General features: G+C 40.0%; 14 protein-coding genes. 10 read left to right on the forward strand and 4 right to left on the reverse strand.

The features are described 5' to 3' along the window. Positions 1-157: 157 nt before the first annotated feature. Positions 158-2,383: a DPP IV N-terminal domain-containing protein gene (locus ACNSN3_RS02690; protein ID WP_418608519.1), complete on the reverse strand. Its 2,226-nt coding sequence runs from the start codon at positions 2,381-2,383 to the stop codon at positions 158-160. A 107-nt stretch (positions 2,384-2,490) separates the two neighbouring features. On the opposite strand from ACNSN3_RS02690, the gene ACNSN3_RS02695 reads away from it, so the two are divergent. Both ACNSN3_RS02695 and ACNSN3_RS02700 read left to right on the forward strand, forming a co-directional pair. Continuing rightward, on the forward strand, positions 2,491-2,889 hold the full coding sequence (locus tag ACNSN3_RS02695; protein WP_076919334.1) for an HIT domain-containing protein: 399 nt from the start codon (positions 2,491-2,493) through the stop codon (positions 2,887-2,889). A 30-nt stretch (positions 2,890-2,919) separates the two neighbouring features. Beyond that, on the forward strand, positions 2,920-3,450 hold the full coding sequence (locus ACNSN3_RS02700; protein WP_418608520.1) for a hypothetical protein: 531 nt from the start codon (positions 2,920-2,922) through the stop codon (positions 3,448-3,450). A gap of 61 nt (positions 3,451-3,511) precedes the next feature. On the opposite strand, the gene ACNSN3_RS02705 is transcribed toward ACNSN3_RS02700, so the two are convergent. Beyond that, a complete protein-coding gene (locus tag ACNSN3_RS02705) occupies positions 3,512-5,212 on the reverse strand; it encodes a dipeptidyl-peptidase 3 family protein (RefSeq protein WP_418608521.1) in 1,701 nt (566 codons plus the stop codon). 282 nt (positions 5,213-5,494) lie between these two features. On the opposite strand from ACNSN3_RS02705, the gene ACNSN3_RS02710 reads away from it, so the two are divergent. Then, on the forward strand, positions 5,495-6,334 hold the full coding sequence (locus ACNSN3_RS02710) for an HDOD domain-containing protein (protein ID WP_010390918.1): 840 nt from the start codon (positions 5,495-5,497) through the stop codon (positions 6,332-6,334). Between the two features lie 59 nt (positions 6,335-6,393). Here ACNSN3_RS02710 and rdgC read toward each other — a convergent pair whose 3' ends face one another. Together rdgC and ACNSN3_RS02720 are read right to left on the reverse strand one after the other, a co-directional pair. Further along, the gene (rdgC, locus tag ACNSN3_RS02715; RefSeq protein WP_418608522.1) at positions 6,394-7,305 is read right to left on the reverse strand and encodes a recombination-associated protein RdgC; all 912 of its coding nucleotides are present in this window, start codon (positions 7,303-7,305) and stop codon (positions 6,394-6,396) included. Positions 7,306-7,368: 63 nt separating this feature from the next. Beyond that, on the reverse strand, positions 7,369-9,135 hold the full coding sequence (locus tag ACNSN3_RS02720) for a sensor histidine kinase (protein WP_054202211.1): 1,767 nt from the start codon (positions 9,133-9,135) through the stop codon (positions 7,369-7,371). Between the two features lie 366 nt (positions 9,136-9,501). On the opposite strand from ACNSN3_RS02720, the gene ACNSN3_RS02725 reads away from it, so the two are divergent. From ACNSN3_RS02725 to ribD, 7 genes are all read left to right on the forward strand, one after another. Beyond that, entirely contained in the window at positions 9,502-9,870 is a 369-nt protein-coding gene (locus ACNSN3_RS02725) for a response regulator (RefSeq protein WP_010390921.1), read from the forward strand. A gap of 230 nt (positions 9,871-10,100) precedes the next feature. After that, positions 10,101-12,518 (forward strand): bifunctional aspartate kinase/homoserine dehydrogenase I, encoded by a 2,418-nt coding sequence (gene thrA, locus ACNSN3_RS02730; RefSeq protein ID WP_418608523.1) that lies wholly within the window; start codon positions 10,101-10,103, stop codon positions 12,516-12,518. Positions 12,519-12,527: 9 nt separating this feature from the next. Next, a complete protein-coding gene (gene thrB / locus ACNSN3_RS02735; protein ID WP_418608524.1) occupies positions 12,528-13,463 on the forward strand; it encodes a homoserine kinase in 936 nt (311 codons plus the stop codon). An 11-nt stretch (positions 13,464-13,474) separates the two neighbouring features. Further along, positions 13,475-14,758, forward strand: coding sequence for a threonine synthase (thrC, locus tag ACNSN3_RS02740; protein ID WP_418608525.1), 1,284 nt, complete (start codon positions 13,475-13,477; stop codon positions 14,756-14,758). A gap of 270 nt (positions 14,759-15,028) precedes the next feature. Then, the gene (glyA, locus tag ACNSN3_RS02745) at positions 15,029-16,285 is read left to right on the forward strand and encodes a serine hydroxymethyltransferase (protein ID WP_008466843.1); all 1,257 of its coding nucleotides are present in this window, start codon (positions 15,029-15,031) and stop codon (positions 16,283-16,285) included. A 107-nt stretch (positions 16,286-16,392) separates the two neighbouring features. Beyond that, a complete protein-coding gene (gene nrdR, locus ACNSN3_RS02750; protein ID WP_010390928.1) occupies positions 16,393-16,842 on the forward strand; it encodes a transcriptional regulator NrdR in 450 nt (149 codons plus the stop codon). 2 nt (positions 16,843-16,844) lie between these two features. After that, the gene (gene ribD / locus ACNSN3_RS02755) at positions 16,845-17,972 is read left to right on the forward strand and encodes a bifunctional diaminohydroxyphosphoribosylaminopyrimidine deaminase/5-amino-6-(5-phosphoribosylamino)uracil reductase RibD (protein WP_418608526.1); all 1,128 of its coding nucleotides are present in this window, start codon (positions 16,845-16,847) and stop codon (positions 17,970-17,972) included. Positions 17,973-17,986 lie beyond the last annotated feature (14 nt).

Genomic DNA, 17,986 nt, shown 5'->3' on the forward strand with positions numbered 1-17,986 from the left:
AATACAATACAAGTTGCGCGCTCAGGCTTAGATTTTTAGTTACCCTATGCTCAAATTGATTTAATTATTGTTTGTTGACGTTTCAATATATCTTATTTGCATAAAAAAAGGCTGATACTTGTATCAGCCTTTAGTCGAATAATTAACCTAATCGTAGTTAATTTGTATTAAAATTACGGTTAAAGAAGTTAGTAATAGTTTGATGTAAATGAGTTTGAACTTGTTTACCGCGAAGACTATGTTTTGAGCCTGGGTAAGTCATCATTTCAAACTGCTGATTGTTATCTTGCAGCTGTTTAAACAATTTTGTTGCATGGGTAAACAACACGTTGTCATCGGCCATACCATGGTAAATCATTAATGGGCCTTTAAGGCCTTCAGCATATGGGAAAACAGCACTGTCGGTATAACCTTGCGCATTTGTATCAGGGTGACCCAAATAACGCTCGGTGTAGTGAGTATCGTATAAGGCCCAGTCAGTTACAGGTGCGCCTGAAACGCCAGCACTAAAGTAATCGCCTGCTTTAAACATGGTCATTAGCGCCATATAACCACCGTAACTGTGACCATAAATACCAATGCGTGCAGGGTCTACGTAATCAAGTGTACGTAAAAACTCAACGCCTTTAATCTGATCAGCTACTTCAACAACGCCTAAATTTTTATATATTGCATCTTCAAACTTTTTACCACGATTGTAAGAGCCGCGGTTATCTAGTTGAAAAATAACATAACCTTGTTGCGCCATATATTGAAAGTATAAGTTTTTACTACGCCAGCTATTAGTTACTCGCTGAGCATGAGGGCCGCCATACACGTTAACAATAACTGGGTGCTTTTTACCCTTAGCCATGTTTGTAGGTTTAAATAAACGGTAATGCATAACTTGGCCGTCTTCAGCGGTAATAGTACCGTACTCAGGCTGTGCTAAATCGGTTAAAAAGGGAGTTAGTGGGTGAGAGTCGTCAAGTTTATTCTCTTCAAGCCACGTAATAAACTCACCATTGATTTTGCGCAGCGCTGCTGAATTTGGCTTATTCACCGATGAGCTAGTGTCAATGAAGGTTTTGTTATCTTTAGCCAGTACAACATTGTGGTATTGGCCTTTTTCAGTAATGCGCTTAATTGCCCCTTTTTTAAATAAAGGAGCACTGTATAAGTGGCTTTCAAGCGCAGTATCTTTACGCGCTGCAAAGTAAACTATACCATTTTTTTCATCTACGCCTTTTAAGCTATCAACAACCCAGTCACCAGTAGTTATTTGACGAATAAGTTGGCCATTATTAGCATACAAATAAAGGTGCTTAAATCCATCTCGCTCCGAGGCCCACACAAAATGTTTTTTATCTTTTAAAAACTCAAGATCAAAATGTAGGTTTATCCAAGTATCGCTTTTTTCAGTTAATGCGACGGTTTGCTGTTTCGTTTTACTGTTGTAAAAGCGTAATTCTAAATTGTGCTGAGAACGGTTTTGCCATTGGTAAGACAGGGTGTTACTGTCGTTCAGCCATTTCGCTCGAGCGATATAAATATCTTTATCTTCACCTAAGTCAACCCAGTCAACTGCTTGGTTATTAAGTTTTACAACACCAAGTTGAATGTCAACATTGTTAGTGCCAGTAAATGGGTAACGCTGATTAAATAGCTTTACTTCATCAGCATAAATTTCGTTACGAATTGCTTCTTGAACAGGGCTTTCATCAACGCGAGTGAAGGCTATTTTAGATTCATCATTTGCCCACCAATAACCGGTCATGCGGCTCATTTCTTCTTGCGCCACAAATTCGGCCATACCGTTTTTAATAACGCCACCGCCATCTTTACTTAATTGAATTTCTTTACCAGATGCCAGTTCTAATGCGAAGAGGTTTTGCTCACGAACAAATGACACAAAATTACCTTTTGGAGAAAAGCGCGCATCGGTTTCAAATGCTTCAGTGTTAGTCAGCTTTTTACTATTTTTTGTTTTTAAGTCGAAGTAATAAAGGTCGCCATTAAGAGGAAATAATAACGCTTTACCATCTTTTGACCATTTGTATTCAAGAATACCTTTACCAAAAATACGCTGGCGTTCACGGCGTGCTTTTTCTTCATCTGACAGGTTTTCTGGGCCTGAAAATAATTGCGCTGAATCAACGAGCAATCGATTGGTATTGTCTTTTAAATTATATTCCCATAAATCGTAGCGGTTATAGTCATCTGTTTTACCTTGTAAGTAGGTGACACGGCTGCCGTCGGGAGAAAACTTAAGTTGTACCGGAGATTTGCCAGCTAAGCTCGGATCATCAAATATACGCTCAAGCGTTAACGGCTTTGCTTGAACGCTTAATGCGCCCGCCATCAGGGGGATTGCCAGTGAGAGGTGTTTTAGTTTTTTTAACACAGGATTGCCTTTACTTACATAAAATTATCCCCGATGGTAAAGCACAAGCGTGTGCAACTGCAACTAAATGCTATAAAGTGTGTAGTAAAATAACTAAGGATATCAACATGAGTGAAACCCCTTTTATCTTAGCCCCAGAGCTACAAAAAGATTGTATTGAGCTGGCTGATTGGCCATTGTGTAAAGTATTGTTATTGAATGACAGTCAATATCCATGGTTTATATTAGTTCCTAGAATAGCGGGTTTAAAAGAGATAATAGATTTAACCGAGCAGCAACAAATTACTTATTTACAAGAGTCGGCTAAGCTCAGTCATCTATTAATTGAGGTGTTTAATCCGGATAAGTTGAATGTGGCCGCGCTTGGTAATATGGTGCCGCAATTACACATTCATCATATAGCGCGCTTCAAAACAGATATTGCATGGCCTGCGCCTGTATGGGGCAAGTTTCCGAGTATCCCTTATACTAATGAGCAGATAGAGCAATTAAAAACGTATTTTTAAAATTAGAATGAGTTACTTTGAGGGGATAGTATGAAATTAATAAAACAACTTTGTGCCAGTATATTTATGGCAGCTATTGCTGTTTCAACCGTAATAGCGAGTGAGCAGCCAGTCGCTATAGATGTGGTAAATAACGCCAACATTAAAAACTTTGCAGCGCATAACAACGTGGTTTTTTCAGCAGCGCAACCGACTAAAGAGCAGTTTAAGCAATTATCGCAAGCCAAGGTAAAGCATGTTATTAATTTACGTGCAGCAGATGAGCAAGACTGGGATGAAGGCGCGTTAGTCAACTCTTTAGGAATGAGCTACCACGCAATTGAGATTGCGGGTGCAAAAGACGTAAACACTGATAATGCAAAGCAGTTAGCCAATCTTTTAGAGCAACTTAAAGGTGAGTCGGTGGTTGTTCATTGTGCAAGTAGCAACCGTGTTGGCGCGTTAATGGCTATTTCAGCCCACCAGCAAGGTACAGATATAGAGTCTGCGATTGAAATCGGTAAGCAGTGGGGAATGGCAAGCCTTGAGCCGGTTGTACGCAAAGTGGTGAATGACAAATAAGCATACTGATAAGTAATAAAAAAGCGTTACAATGTAACGCTTTTTATTTAATTAGCTTTTGTTAATCAAGGCCAAGCACATCTTTACCTTGTTTAAAGGTCACATCTACAGGGATGTTCGCTTTGCTTAACTTTTCTAAGTCTTTAGCAAGTTCCGCTTTAATATCGCCATGAGTGGCAATGAGTTGATCTACTTTTTCGTAATCACCGTCACCTTGTAGAGTTAAAATAAGGCGCGATAATTTTGCCATGGCATCACCCATTTTATTCATGTTGATGCTGTATAGCCCATCTTCATTTTTGGAAAAAGCACCTTCTTGAGCAAAAAAGTTAAAGCGGATCATGTTTGCTTTACCATGTGCACTTGAGGCACCGAAACGTACTGAGCGGAAAATACCCGCCATAAAGGTGGTGTAGTAATCTTCTAAAGTCCCTTCAGTGATCTCACCTTTTTTAAGTAACTGTTCAACCATGTATAAACCAAGAATATCGGCTTTACCTTCTTCTAAAGCACTAGCGTGTTCTTGAAGTGATTGGCGAACGGTACCTTTACCCGTTAAGGTGTTTTTAATCCCTAAACCGTGAGCCACTTCATGGAACATGGTATTGGCAAAAAATGCATCAAAGGTAATGTGTTTGCGTTGCTCTGGCACAATTAACTGCTCTGAGATAGGCACTAAAATTTTATCAAACTTCGCACGCATTGCGTTTTTAAGCTGTAAACGACGTGTGCCTTTTTCTAGTTGTACCTGTTCATCATTGGGCAAATTAATAGCAATGGTTTTACTGCCAGCATTTGAGTGCCCAGCATAATAAACAACATCATAGGCATTTAAGTCAGCATCTGATCCTGGTACTTCTTGCTTGTACTTGCTATCAACAGGTAAGCCTTTTTGCAGCTCAGGTAAAAAGGCAGCAAATTTAGCCAGGCGTTCGCTCCATTTTAAATCTTTAATTAGTACATACGATTCATAGGCAGCACGGTAACCAAATAATTGGTCTTCGTAGTTTTCAATTGGGCCAATAACCACATCAATTGGATTATTTTTCATATCCATCCAAGCGAAGTCAGAGGCTTGGAAGTCATCGCTTTGTATTGCGTCAGCTCGTAAGTTTAGGTAGTTGGCGAATTCTTTGTCGTCGGCTAGCTTGCTGGCTTCTCTAAGTAACTCAGCAGCTTGAGCAAGCTCTACGGCATATTCTTCTGAATAAGGAGTGCTGTATAAGTTGCCTAGTTCATCACGTTTAATCAGTGAGTAAAGCCCTGTTTTATCTTTTACATCAGCGTTATTAAGCTCTTCTTTGGTGATGTCGGCTGGGTAAAAGCCTGCACCAAGCGGCTTTTCTTTATAGCCTGATAAGAATACTTCATCGCCGTTTAAGCGATCCCATGGGCCATAGTTAATATCAGCAAACTGACGTACTTTTTCATCATCTAGTTGTGCTAAAAAGTCTTGCTTATCTTTACCAAATGCTTGCTTCCAGAATAAATCATCCATAATTTTTGAAGCATCAATAAGTTTAGCTACCATAGCTTTTTGATTGTCAGACAAGTGTGATAAGTCACTTTGTAAACTAAAGTCTGTATATATGTCTAAGCGTTGACGGTCAATATTAACAAGCGCTGGCCCTGAAGGCGTTTGAGAAGCCGTTGGCGCTGAGCTTTGCGGCGTATTACTTGAAGACGGTGCTTGCTCAGAGCAGGCACTAAGAAAAACGATGCCAGAGAGCAGTATTGCTTGGCTAATTTTATTTAAGATCATTATATTGCCTTTAAAAAGTCTATTTTATAACTTGTATACTGTAAGTTAAGGTACTGAAAGCGTGTTAATGTGCCTTAGCATGTTTGCATTAAAGCAAAACACACTAGCAAATAGCAAGTATTAGGCGTTAGGGCGCATAAATCAGTGAGGCACTAGTAAATAATCAATAATTATCTACAATTTTTTCTACTTTGGGTATATGTTTAGTACTGCTAAGCTTTGAAATAATTAATAATATAAGACTTGCTGTAAAGTGTAGGTCATTAAGCAAAGGGATATTTTATGTCTACAGAAAATGCCTTACTCACAATTTTGGTTGACAGAATTAACAACGACACACTGGTGTTACCTACGTTACCAGAGGTAGCGATTAAGGTTCGTCAAGCCGCTGACAATCCAGATGTAAATTTGATGCAAATGTCAGATGCAATAGCACATGACCCAGCACTGTCTGCGCGAATGATTAAAGTAGCAAATAGTGCCATTATGGGTCGTGCTGTAAAGGTGTCTAACTTACATCAAGCAGTGACACGTATTGGCTTAAGGCAAATAAAAAATATAGCTACAGCCATGGCAATGGAGCAGCTGTTTGTATCTAATAATGAGCTAATAAAGGGATACATGGGCAAGGCGTGGCAAAAAACGCTGCATGTGGCCTCGCATTCTATTTCATTGATGGAGTTTTACTTAAAAAGAAATACTCACACTTCGCTTAACCGTGATGCCATTACACTAGCTTCATTGGTTTATAATATTGGGGTGTTACCGATTTTAACTGAGGCTGAGCGACACCCAGAAGTATTTGCCAATCCGAGTTTTTTAGCGCATGCAATTCAACGTTTAAGCGGTAAAATTGGTGGCTCAATAATGAAAGCATGGGAATTCCCTGATGTGTTTGTAGAGGTTGCACAGCACTGGGCTGATGTTAACTATCGCTCTACTGAAGTGAGTTATATCGACTTTATTCGCATTGGTGCAATCCTTGAGGGAACCCTACAAGTATCAGATAAATCTGCGGCGCTACAAACCTATATTGATAAAGGCATTTTTCCTTCATTAGAAATGTTAGAGAGTGAGGAATACTTGCATATGGTTGAAGACGTAAAAGAAATGTTTAGCTAAATTTTTGAACAATAAAAAGCACGATTAGTATCGTGCTTTTTATTTGTTTAATAAAGCTTTTACGCTAAATCGTCTGCATCACCTAAGCCTTGAGTAAGCTCTTCAAGAAGCTGTTTTATTTCCTCAGATGCAAGAATAAAGTCAGCGTCTAGTTTAACCGCCATATCTTCTTTAGGAATATCGGCATTTTCTTCTTTAAGTGTTTCGCTATAGCTTAAACGTTTAATTGAACCATCGTTTTGTAGCATAAACTTAACGCGCTCTTGCCAATCCAAGGCAAGCTTAGTCACGCGTTTACCACTTTCAAGGTGTGATTTTACTTCGTCACACGCTAAGTCATGGCCTTTAAGCTTAACTTGGGCTCCACTGTCATCCGCTTCTTCAAGCTCAGCATCAGAGCCTATAGCGAAGCCCTCTGGAGTACTAAAATTAGTAAGCCAGTCAGTTAAAAACACATCTAAATCATAGTTAGCAAACGCAGGAACAACGGGTAGCGTACCTAATGATTTACGTAGTAACGCCAGAAGCTCTTCCGCTTTATTAAAGCTTGCGCTATTAACTACAACCCAACCATTTTCCTGGTCTATGAACGCAAACTGTAGGCTCGACTTTTTAAATGCTTGTGGCAGTAGCGTGTGCAAGATGTTTTCTTTTAATTCATCTTTTTCTTTTTTCTTTACTGGTCGATTTTCTTCAGCTTCAATCTGATCAATCTTCTCTGCAACAAGCTCATTTATTACAGATGCCGGTAACACTTTCTCTTCACGCTTGGCGCAGACTAAAATGCTTTTTTGTGAAAAGTGAGACAAAGTTTCACCATGTTTACCAAATGCTTTTGTCCAGCCAAATGTTGCCAACTCTTGGCCAGTACATGGACGAAATAGATCTTGTTCTAACGCCTTGTCAAAGTCTTCTTGAGTGTACGAAACGTCTTGTTTAAAGCGATAGCATATAAGGTTACTAAACCACATAGGGAAATGATCCATTTAAAAAATTTGTGCAATCATAGCAATAAAAGCCGCTTCTAGAAACGGCTAATCGAGTTTAAAAAGTGGCAGGGGGGATGACATATTTTTAGGGAACGAAATTCGGTAATGTAACCCTTGATTAGGTTCGCTACTGACTTCAATTTTGCCATTGAGTGTTTGTTTTACGAGGTTAAAAATAATGTGAGCACCTAGGCCACTGCCACCTTCATCACGCTTTGTGGTGAAGAATGGGTCAAATAAACGCTTAAGTTGAGCTGGTTTTAAACCGATACCATTATCTTGATAATTAATAACTAAGTCGTTTTCATCGGTATTTACATCTATGGTGATTTGACCACTATTTATATTTTCAAAGCCATGCACTAATGAATTCATAATTAAGTTAGTAAATATTTGGCTGATCACCCCAGCAGGTAAATTAATAATTAAATCATCCGGGCAGTGCAGGCGAATACTGTGGGATGTTTTTTTAATTTGCGGATGTAAAGAACGTATAACTTCATTGATGTAATCTTTAAAGTTAATGGTTCTTAGCGCCTCACTGGCTTGATCAACAGCAATTTGTTTAAAGCTGGTGATTAAGTCTGAGGCACGCTCTAAATTGTGAGAGAGTAGCTGAGCGCTTTGTGCTGCATCATTAATAAAGCCTTCCAGTGCCGAGGAAGATAGCGATTTATTTTTAAATGCAGTTTCTATTTCAGTTAAGCGCTCTTGCAAAAATGAGGTCGCGGTTACGCCAATACCAATAGGGGTATTAATTTCATGAGTGATACCAGCAACTAAACCACCTAATACCGCCATTTTTTCTGAGCCAACAAGTTGCTCTTGCGCAAAGCTTAGTTCATCGAGTGAGTTTTGTAGTTGGGTTTGTTTACTTAGCAGCTCTTGCTCTGTTTGCTTTCGTAGGTCAACTTCTTCTGTTAATACTGCTTTCTGGCGTTCGAGTTCATATTTTTGTTGCTGCAGATCGATCATAGCTTGGCTTAGGTTTGATGTTTTTCGCGCAACATCTTGTTCAAGCTGTAAGTTTTGTTGATCTAGTTTTTGATTACTTTCGATTAGGTCATGCTGGGTTTGTTTTAACTCTTTTTTATACTCAACAACTTTAGAGATCAAATTGTTAAAAGAGCGTTCCATTACTTTCAGTTCGTTATTTTCATCAGTGACAATTTTAACGTGCTGGCCATCGAGCTCTTCTAATTCAAGATATTCAATTTGCTCAGTGAGTTGTGTGAGCGGCTCAGTTAATAGCTTTCTAAATGCGATTAAAAACAAGATGATTAAAAAGGTGGTTTTAATCATGGCGTTGCCAATTAAAAAGTAAATAGAGAGCATGATGCGACTAAAGATCACGTCGCGGCTAGAAAATAAAGTCACATCGCCTACCTGAGTGGCACGGCCTGAAAATTCAAAAATAAGTGGAAATGTATAGCCAAACAAGCCGGCTTTAGTATCCTCTACCATGACGTCTTCTTGGACAAGTTGCTGGCTATAAAGGTTATGAATGTTTAGTGCACGGCCTAATTGAGAAATAATAGCGCCGTTATCATCACGGATAATAACTCCTTCAACCATAGGTATATCAAGTAATCCTTCTGCGGTTGTTGTGGTTTGCTTTATATTTAGCTCCCAAATTGCTCGGGTTAAACTTCTACCAAATGTTTTTTGCAGTGTGCCGAGCTCATCGCGTATGTAATCTTTGGTATTAACATACTCTGCGAAGATTTGTCCGCAGGTCACCACAAAAGTCAGTATAAAATAAACTGATAAAACTCGTGTGAGTAACTTTGTTGAGAGACTTTTTTGCGGCATGAGGGACTTGTATTTCCTTTAGTTATTCAGCTGTTAATGTACGCTTATAAACATTAGTTAATAAATCATTAAAAATAAACATATATTTTATTATATTGTTATTTTAGGCTCTTAAATAAGGATTCCCTCATGAACTTAACAATAAAGCGTAGTGTGTTAGCCAGCTTGTTTGTAAATTAGGTAGAGTTATTTTGCTAATTTGTATTGTGCATTCATGCATTTTATTGATAACGTTAGTAAAAGATACAGTAAATAACCTGCTCGCTAGTTATGTTGGTTATACTCTTTACTTTTTGCTGACTGAGCAAGCAAATTGATTTTAGCGTGGGTTTAGGTGTTTTATATGAGTTTAATTAAATAGTCATTATGGTGCGTTTTTCTATTTTAGTCTGTGATGACTCAACCGTTGCTCGTAAACAAGTGGTCCGCTGTTTAAATGAGTGCATAGATGCCGATATTCAACAGGCAAAAAATGGTAAGGAAGCCTTGGAGCAGTTGCATCATGGGCAGTTTGATCTTCTATGCCTCGATTTAACCATGCCTGAAGTGGATGGTATTGAAGTACTTGAGCAAGTTAAAGCAAATAAAATAGAAACTTATGTATTGGTAATTTCTGCTGACATTCAACAAAAAATGCGAGAGCGGGTAGCGCAACTTGGTGCAATTGATTTCATTCATAAACCGATTAATAAAATACAACTTAACGACGTTTTGCATAAGTTTGGCATTTATTAATAAAATTCATGATGAAAAAGACTGTTTTATCTTCTAATTTAGGGTTGACAGAATAGCCTTTGTTAAGGCAGTCTTAAGCTTATGAAAACATTTAGTCTTGTAACGACCATTATTATTACAACCACCATTCTTACTGGATAGTGGCATAGGTCGGTGCAACAAATTTAAAGGCCTGTGTTCACTTAGAACACAGGCCTTTTTTCGTTTTATGGAATGAGGAAACATAAAAAATGCGCGTTTTAAAATTTGGTGGCTCATCGCTCGCTGACTTTGCCTGCTTAGAGCAAGTAGCTGCTCTAGCTAAGGCACAATTAAAAGATGAAATGTTACTGGTGCTTTCAGCGCCCGGCGGTATGACAGATTCGCTTGTTGCGTTGGCTAGTGCCGCAGAGCAGGGGCAGGATTTCAACCCGTTGTGGGATGCACTTGTTACCCGCTGCAATGCTTTAAAAGCGGCTGTAGAGGAAAGACAAGGAACAGTTCAAAACTGGCCGGACTTTAACGAATTGAAAAATAAGCTTGATGGGGTTGCATTAATTAAGTGTTGCCCAGATAAAATCAGGGCTTTTATTATTAGCTTTGGTGAACGTGTTAGCGTATCGCTAATGCAAAGCCTACTAGCCGATCATAACGCGCATTATTTACAAGCAATAGACTGTATTGTTTCAACGGGTGGACACATAGACGCTGAAGCCGATTTAGTCGCCAGTAAAGCCCGTTTTCAAGCGGTACTAAAAGAGTCGCCAGCAACGGTTTACATCATGCCTGGATTTACTGCAAGTAATGATAAAGGTGAGCTCACAACACTTGGTCGAAATGGTTCTGATTATTCAGCGGCGATTGCAGCAGCGTGTTTAGAGGCGCAAGTATGCCAAATATGGACTGACGTTGATGGTGTATACAGCGCCGATCCGCGTTATATCAAAAAAGCCACTAAGGTTGATTTCCTATCTTACAAAGAGGCGATGGAGCTTTCTTATTTTGGCGCTAAAGTGTTGCACCCTAAAACTATCCTACCGTGTGCAAAAGCTGGAGTGCCATGCGAAATTAAAAACACTCATAACCCAGATGCACAAGGCTCATTAATTAGTAACGATACGGTATCTGATGAGCCAGTAAAAGCACTCTCAAGCCTACAAAACTTAGCTATGTTGACCGTTTCGGGCCCTGGTATGAAGGGCAAAGTGGGCATGGCATCGAAAGTATTTAATGCATTAGCGCATGATAACGTGTCAATCGTCCTGATCACTCAATCATCATGTGAATTTAGCATCAGTTTTTGTGTTCATGAAAGTGACTTAAACCTAGCGTTAAGTGCGTTGCAAGTGGCCTTTGACTTAGAGTCAAAAGCAGGCTTAATTGAGCCGGTAAATGTGCAACGTAATTTAGCAATAGTAACGCTAGTGGGCGATAACATGCGCGCTCATAAAGGCTTAGCGGCTAAGTTTTTTGCATCGCTTGCTCAAGCACAAGTTAACATTGTTGCTATAGCTCAAGACTCAACTGAAAGCGCTATTTCTGCTGTTATTGACGGTGAGTTGTGTAATGACGCGGTTAAAATCTGTCATGAAAACTTTTTCACTCATGTGCCTTCAATCGATGTGTTTTTATTGGGATGTGGCTTAGTCGGTCAAGAGCTAATAAACCAGCTTGAACGTCAACAAGCATGGCTTGAAAAGCGTAATATTAAATTAAACCTATACGGTGTGGCTAATTCTCGTCAATTACACCTTGATGGTGAAGGCATTGCTTTTGATGATTGGCAACAAAAACTAACGCAATCAGAGCAAGCATTTGATTTAAAATTAGTAGAACAGTTTGTTAAGCAAAATCACTTGGTTAACCCTGTGCTAGTTGATTGTACTTCATCAGATGCCTTGGCTTCGCAATACGTCGATTTTTTAAATGCGGGTTTCCACGTTGTGGCCGCTAACAAAAAAGCGACGACTAGTTCATATACTTATTACCAAGACTTAATTGCAGCAACGCATAAAAATAACCGTAAGTTTTTATACGAAACTAACGTAGGTGCGGGTTTGCCTGTAATTGATAACTTGCAATCACTCTTTGGTGCTGGCGATGAATTACTTGAATTTAGTGGTATTTTATCTGGCTCACTTTCGTACATGTTTGGTGCCCTTGAAGATGGTTTATCACTCTCTGAAGCAACAATTAAAGCCAAAGAAAGTGGCTTTACTGAACCCGATCCTCGCGATGACTTATCGGGAACAGACGTAGCACGTAAACTACTTATCATTGCCCGCGAAGCAGGTATGAAATTGGAGCTTAGCGACATAGAAGTGGAGTCGGTATTACCACAAGGCTTCGCCCAAGGTGACAATGTTGATGAGTTTATGACAAAGCTACCAAGTCTGGATGCTGACTTTAACGACCGTATTCAAAGTGCAGCGAGTGAAGGTAAAGTACTTCGCTATGTAGGCACAATTAAAAATGGACACTGTAAAGTAGGTATTGAAGCGGTGGATTCATCACACGCATTAAGTGTAATTCGTGATGGTGAAAATGCGCTGGCTATTTTAAGCCAATACTACCAACCACGTCCGTTTGTTATCCGTGGTTATGGCGCAGGCTCTGCAGTAACTGCTGCGGGTGTATTTGCCGATATTCTTAAAACACTATCACGCTAGGGGGCGGTTATGATTGAAGTTTATGCGCCAGCCTCCATTGGTAATTTTACGGTTGGTTTTGACTCCCTCGGTGCGGCGTTAGCCCCAATTGATGGCAGCTTGCTGGGGGATGTGGTTACTATATGTGAAGCGCCTCGTGATGAGTTTATTTGTAGTGGCGAATACGCCCATAAACTCCCAAGCGATGCGAATGAAAACTTAGCGTATCAATGTTTAGTGCATTTTCGTACACATGTAGCACCGAATATGCCAGCCGTAAAATTAGAGTTGAAGAAAAACCTGCCTATAGGGTCTGGGTTAGGCTCAAGTGCTTGCTCTGTTGTTGCGGCATTTGCAGCGCTGGATAAGTTTGCTCAAACTAATTTAAGCCAAGTTGAGTTAATAGAGCTAATGGCCGATTTTGAGGGCTTGGTAAGCGGTGGACGTCATTATGACAATATCACTCCTTGTTATCTTGGTGGCTTACAATTAACCGGTGATTTAATTCCAAATAAATCAATAGCGTTACCTGTTGATGAAAACTGGTATTACGTTGCCGCATTTCCTGGCTTTTCGCTCAATACCGCAAAGGCACGCTCTGTTTTACCAAAAGAGCTAAGTATGCATGCGGGGGTTGAGTTTGCGCAGCGATTATCGGCTTTTAGCAGTTTATTACTGACTTCACGTTTTGATGAGGCGCTTTGTATTATGCAAGACAATATTGCTGAACCACATCGTGCGCCACTAATAAATGGTTTTGACCAAGCCAAACTTAGTTTGCCAGAACTCGGTGGCGAAGTGGTGAGTATTTCAGGCGCAGGGCCGACCTTATTTAGTGTATGTAAAACGCTTGAAGCGGCAGAGCAATGCGCGCAGTGGCTAGAGGAAAATTACATCAACGAGCAAGGTTTTTGCCATATTTGTAAATTAGATAACGACGGCACGCGTCAATTAAATGTTTTATAGGAGTAAGAGTCATGCAATTACATAATTTAAAAGAATATTCACAAAAAGTGTCGTTTGTTGAAGCTGTAAAAACAGGACTGGGGCGTAATCAAGGGGTGTTTTTTCCTGAGTCGTTAGCGCCATTAAGTGATGTTGATGCATTACTCGATATGGACTTTGTTACTCGCAGCGGCAAAATTTTATCGCACCTTATTGGTGACGAGCTACCAAGTGATACTGTTGCCCAGATGGTTAAGAATGCGTTTAACTTTCCGGTTAAGCTGGTGGAAGTTGAAGACAATACCTATTGCTTAGAGTTATTCCATGGCCCAACACTGGCGTTTAAAGATTTTGGTGGCCGCTTTATGGCGGAGTGTTTAGCGCAGTTTAACCACGGCGAAAAAGTGACAATATTGACAGCAACGTCGGGTGATACCGGTGCCGCTGTCGCGCATGCTTTTTATAATAAGCCAAATATTGATGTGGTTATTTTATACCCTAAGGGCAAAATTTCACTCGCTCAGCAAAAGCTATTTACTACACTCGGTGACAATATTCATTGTTACGCGATAGAAGGCAGTTTTGATGATTGCCAAGAGTTGGTTAAAAAATCATTTTTAGATGAAGAGTTAAAAGCAAAACTTGGTTTAAATTCAGCAAATTCAATCAATATTAGCCGCTTAGTTGCGCAAGTTTGTTATTACTTTGAGGCAATAGCACAGCTGCCAAAAGAAAAGCGTGCTACAGCGCATATTTCAGTACCCAGTGGTAACTTTGGTAATGTGTGTGCGGCTATGATTGGCGCTGTTATTGGTATGCCAGTTGGTAAACTAAGTGCGACTACAAACCAAAACGACACAGTACCGCGCTTTATGCTTGATAAAAATTGGACGCCTAATGCGACAATTGAATCGCTTTCAAATGCAATGGATGTGAGTAAACCTAATAACTGGCCACGTGTGCAATCAATGTTAGATAATAACTGGTTTAGTTATGACAATTTTTATTCTGTTAGTGTGGATGAGCAAAGCACAAAATCAGTGATGAAAAAAATTCAACAGCTTGGCTATATTGCAGAGCCTCATACCGCGATTGCCTACCAAGGGCTTGTTGAAAATAAAGCAACAGATGCTGCAGGTATCTTTTTAGCGACTGCACACCCAGCTAAATTTAAAGAAAGCGTTGAAGAAGTATTAAATACCGAAATAGCCATGCCAAAACCTCTAGCAGATGCGCTTGCAAAACCGTGTTTAGCCATTGATATGCACAATGATTACGACGATTTACGCAGCGAGCTATTTGCTAAGCTAGGTTAAAGTCACACGTTTAGAAAAAGCGGCTTAGGCCGCTTTTTTTGTTTGTTTATACATCGCTTTAGATACAACGCATAAGCTAAATAAATGTAATAAATCAAATTCATTTAAAATTGTTATTAGTTTATAAAAAAATATCATCATCAAAATGCTGTGAAATAGTTTCAATCCCTGTTTAAATATCCTCAACTTAAGAGCGTAGGCAAAGAGTCGTTTTAAGCGTACAATAAAGCCTGTAAAAAATACCCATACACGTTGCCCAGGAGACCCCCAATGTTAGAACGTAGCATGAATATTTCGGACTTTGATCCAGAGTTATTTGACGCGATGAGCAAAGAAACATCACGTCAAGAAGAGCACATTGAGTTAATTGCATCTGAAAACTACTGTAGCCCACGCGTATTAGAAGCGCAGGGTTCTCAACTTACTAACAAATATGCTGAAGGCTACCCGGGCAAACGTTACTACGGTGGCTGTGAGCACGTTGATGTGGTTGAGCAGTTAGCGATTGACCGCGCAAATGAATTATTTGGTACAGATTACGCAAACGTGCAACCACATGCTGGTTCACAAGCGAATGCCGCTGTTTTCCAAGCACTATTAAGCCCACTTGATACTGTTTTAGGCATGAGCCTAGCGCACGGTGGTCATTTAACACACGGCTCACACGTTAACTTCTCTGGTAAAACATACAACGCAATTCAGTATGGCCTTAACGAAGAAACTGGCGAAATTGATTACGCACAAGTTGAAGCGTTAGCACTTGAGCACAAGCCAAAAATGATCATTGCGGGTTTTTCTGCATACTCAGGTATTGTTGATTGGGCTAAGTTCCGTGAAATTGCAGACAAAGTAGGCGCATACTTATTTGTTGATATGGCGCACGTTGCAGGTTTAATTGCTGCGGGTGTTTACCCAAGTCCAGTGCCATTTGCTCACGTTGTAACAACCACAACACATAAAACATTAGCCGGCCCTCGCGGTGGTTTAATCATTTCTGCGTGTGGCGATGAAGATATTTACAAAAAGCTAAACAGCGCTGTTTTCCCAGGTGGCCAAGGTGGTCCTTTATGTCATGTTATTGCTGCTAAAGCGGTGGCATTTAAAGAAGCACTTCAACCTGAATTTAAAACATACCAAGCTCAAGTTGTTAAAAATGCTCAAGCAATGGTTGCAGTATTACAAGAGCGCGGCTACAAAGTAGTATCAGGTAAAACTGACAACCACTTATTCTTACTTGATTTAATCGATAAAGATATCACAGGTAAAGATGCAGATGCTGCCCTAGGTAATGCGAATATCACAGTTAACAAAAACTCAGTACCGAACGATCCTCGTTCACCATTTGTTACTTCTGGTTTGCGTATTGGTTCACCAGCAATCACTCGTCGTGGCTTTAAAGAAGCTGAGTCAAAAGAGTTAGCTGGCTGGATCTGTGACGTGCTAGACAACATCGAAGATGAGTCAGTACAAGCGCAAGTAAAAGAAAAAGTGAAAGCAATTTGTGCAAAATTACCTGTTTACGCTTAATCCAAGAGTAAAATAGTAATTTAGATCACAACTGCACACATTTTTGTTATGATAATGGCCGCTATGATAGCGGCCATTTTTTGTTTTTAAAACGGAAACACACAGTTATGCATTGCCCATTTTGCACCGCCAAAGATACTAAAGTTATTGATTCTCGCCTTGTTGGTGGGGGACACCAAGTACGTAGACGTCGTGAATGTAATGAATGCCACGAACGATTTACCACCTTTGAAGGGGCTGAATTAGTCATGCCGCGAGTTATTAAGCAAGATGGCAGCCGCGAACCGTTTAATGAAGATAAGTTACTAAATGGCTTAACTCGCGCCCTTGAAAAGCGTCCTGTAAGTACTGAACAAGTTGACGAAGTAGTTAATATAATTAAATCGCAGCTGCGAGCCACTGGCGAACGCGAAGTGTCTAGTCATTTGGTAGGTGAGTGCATTATGGAAGCGCTGAAAAAATTAGATAAAGTAGCCTATGTAAGATTTGCCTCAGTATATCGCTCGTTTGAAGATATACGTGAGTTTGGTGAAGAAATAGCCCGCTTAGGAGAGTAGTAATGACCATGCAAAGCTCGTTTTCAGAGGATGATAAACGTTATATGGCACGTGCCATTGAGCTGGCAAAAAAAGGGCGCTTTACCACCACTCCTAATCCTAATGTAGGCTGCGTACTAGTAAAAAATAATAAAATAATAGCCGAAGGGTTTCATCAATTAGCAGGGCAAGGTCATGCTGAAGTTAATGCTTTGGCTGAGGCCGGTGAAAGTGCTAAAGGTGCAACCGCTTATGTAACCCTAGAGCCTTGCAGTCATTATGGTCGTACACCGCCTTGTGCTGAAGGGCTAAAGGCCGCGGGTGTGAAAAAAGTGATTGCTGCTATGGTTGATAGCAACCCGCAAGTTGCAGGAAAAGGCCTTAAAATTTTAGCGGATGCAGGTATAGAAGTCGCTTACGGATTACTTGAAGAGCAAGCGCGGGCATTAAATTTAGGCTTTTTTAAACGAATGGAGCAGGGGTTGCCCTTTGTTACCTGTAAAATGGCCGCAAGTATTGATGGTAAAACAGCGCTTAAAAATGGCCAAAGTAAATGGATAACCGGGCCCGCTGCGCGCCAAGATGTGCAACTATATCGTGCTCAGAGCTGTGCAATTTTAACCGGTGCCGATACAGTCTTGATGGATGATGCAAAACTAAATGTACGCCCAGAAGAGTTTCCGCATTCTTTACCAACTGATTTACCACTGCGCCAACCGGTTCGCGTTATTATTGATTCCCAAAACAGACTTACCCCTGAACTTGCCTTATTTTCAATTCAAAGCGAGATGATAATATTTACCACTCGGGTTGATAAATCGCATCAGTGGCCTCATTTTGTTAAACAGATCGAACTACCCGAAAAGAACAATAAAGTAGACTTACAAGCAGCACTGCAAAAGCTAGCGCAATTACAGTTTAATAATGTGTGGTTAGAAGCGGGAGCCACATTGGCCGGAAAAATGGCTGAACTTGATTTAATTGATGAGTTTGTTTTTTATATTGCCCCTAAGTTAATGGGTAGCGATGCAAAAAGTTTACTGAATTTCCCTGAGTTAATGAGTATGCAAAATACCATTAATTTAACTTTTAATGAGTGTGTGCCAATTGGTGATGATTTACGTATCACAGCACACAAAAAAGCTCATTAATCATTTTATATAAA

Origin of the sequence: Pseudoalteromonas sp. US3C1004 (assembly GCF_048401065.1) — a bacterium.
Lineage (GTDB): Bacteria > Pseudomonadota > Gammaproteobacteria > Enterobacterales > Alteromonadaceae > Pseudoalteromonas > Pseudoalteromonas undina.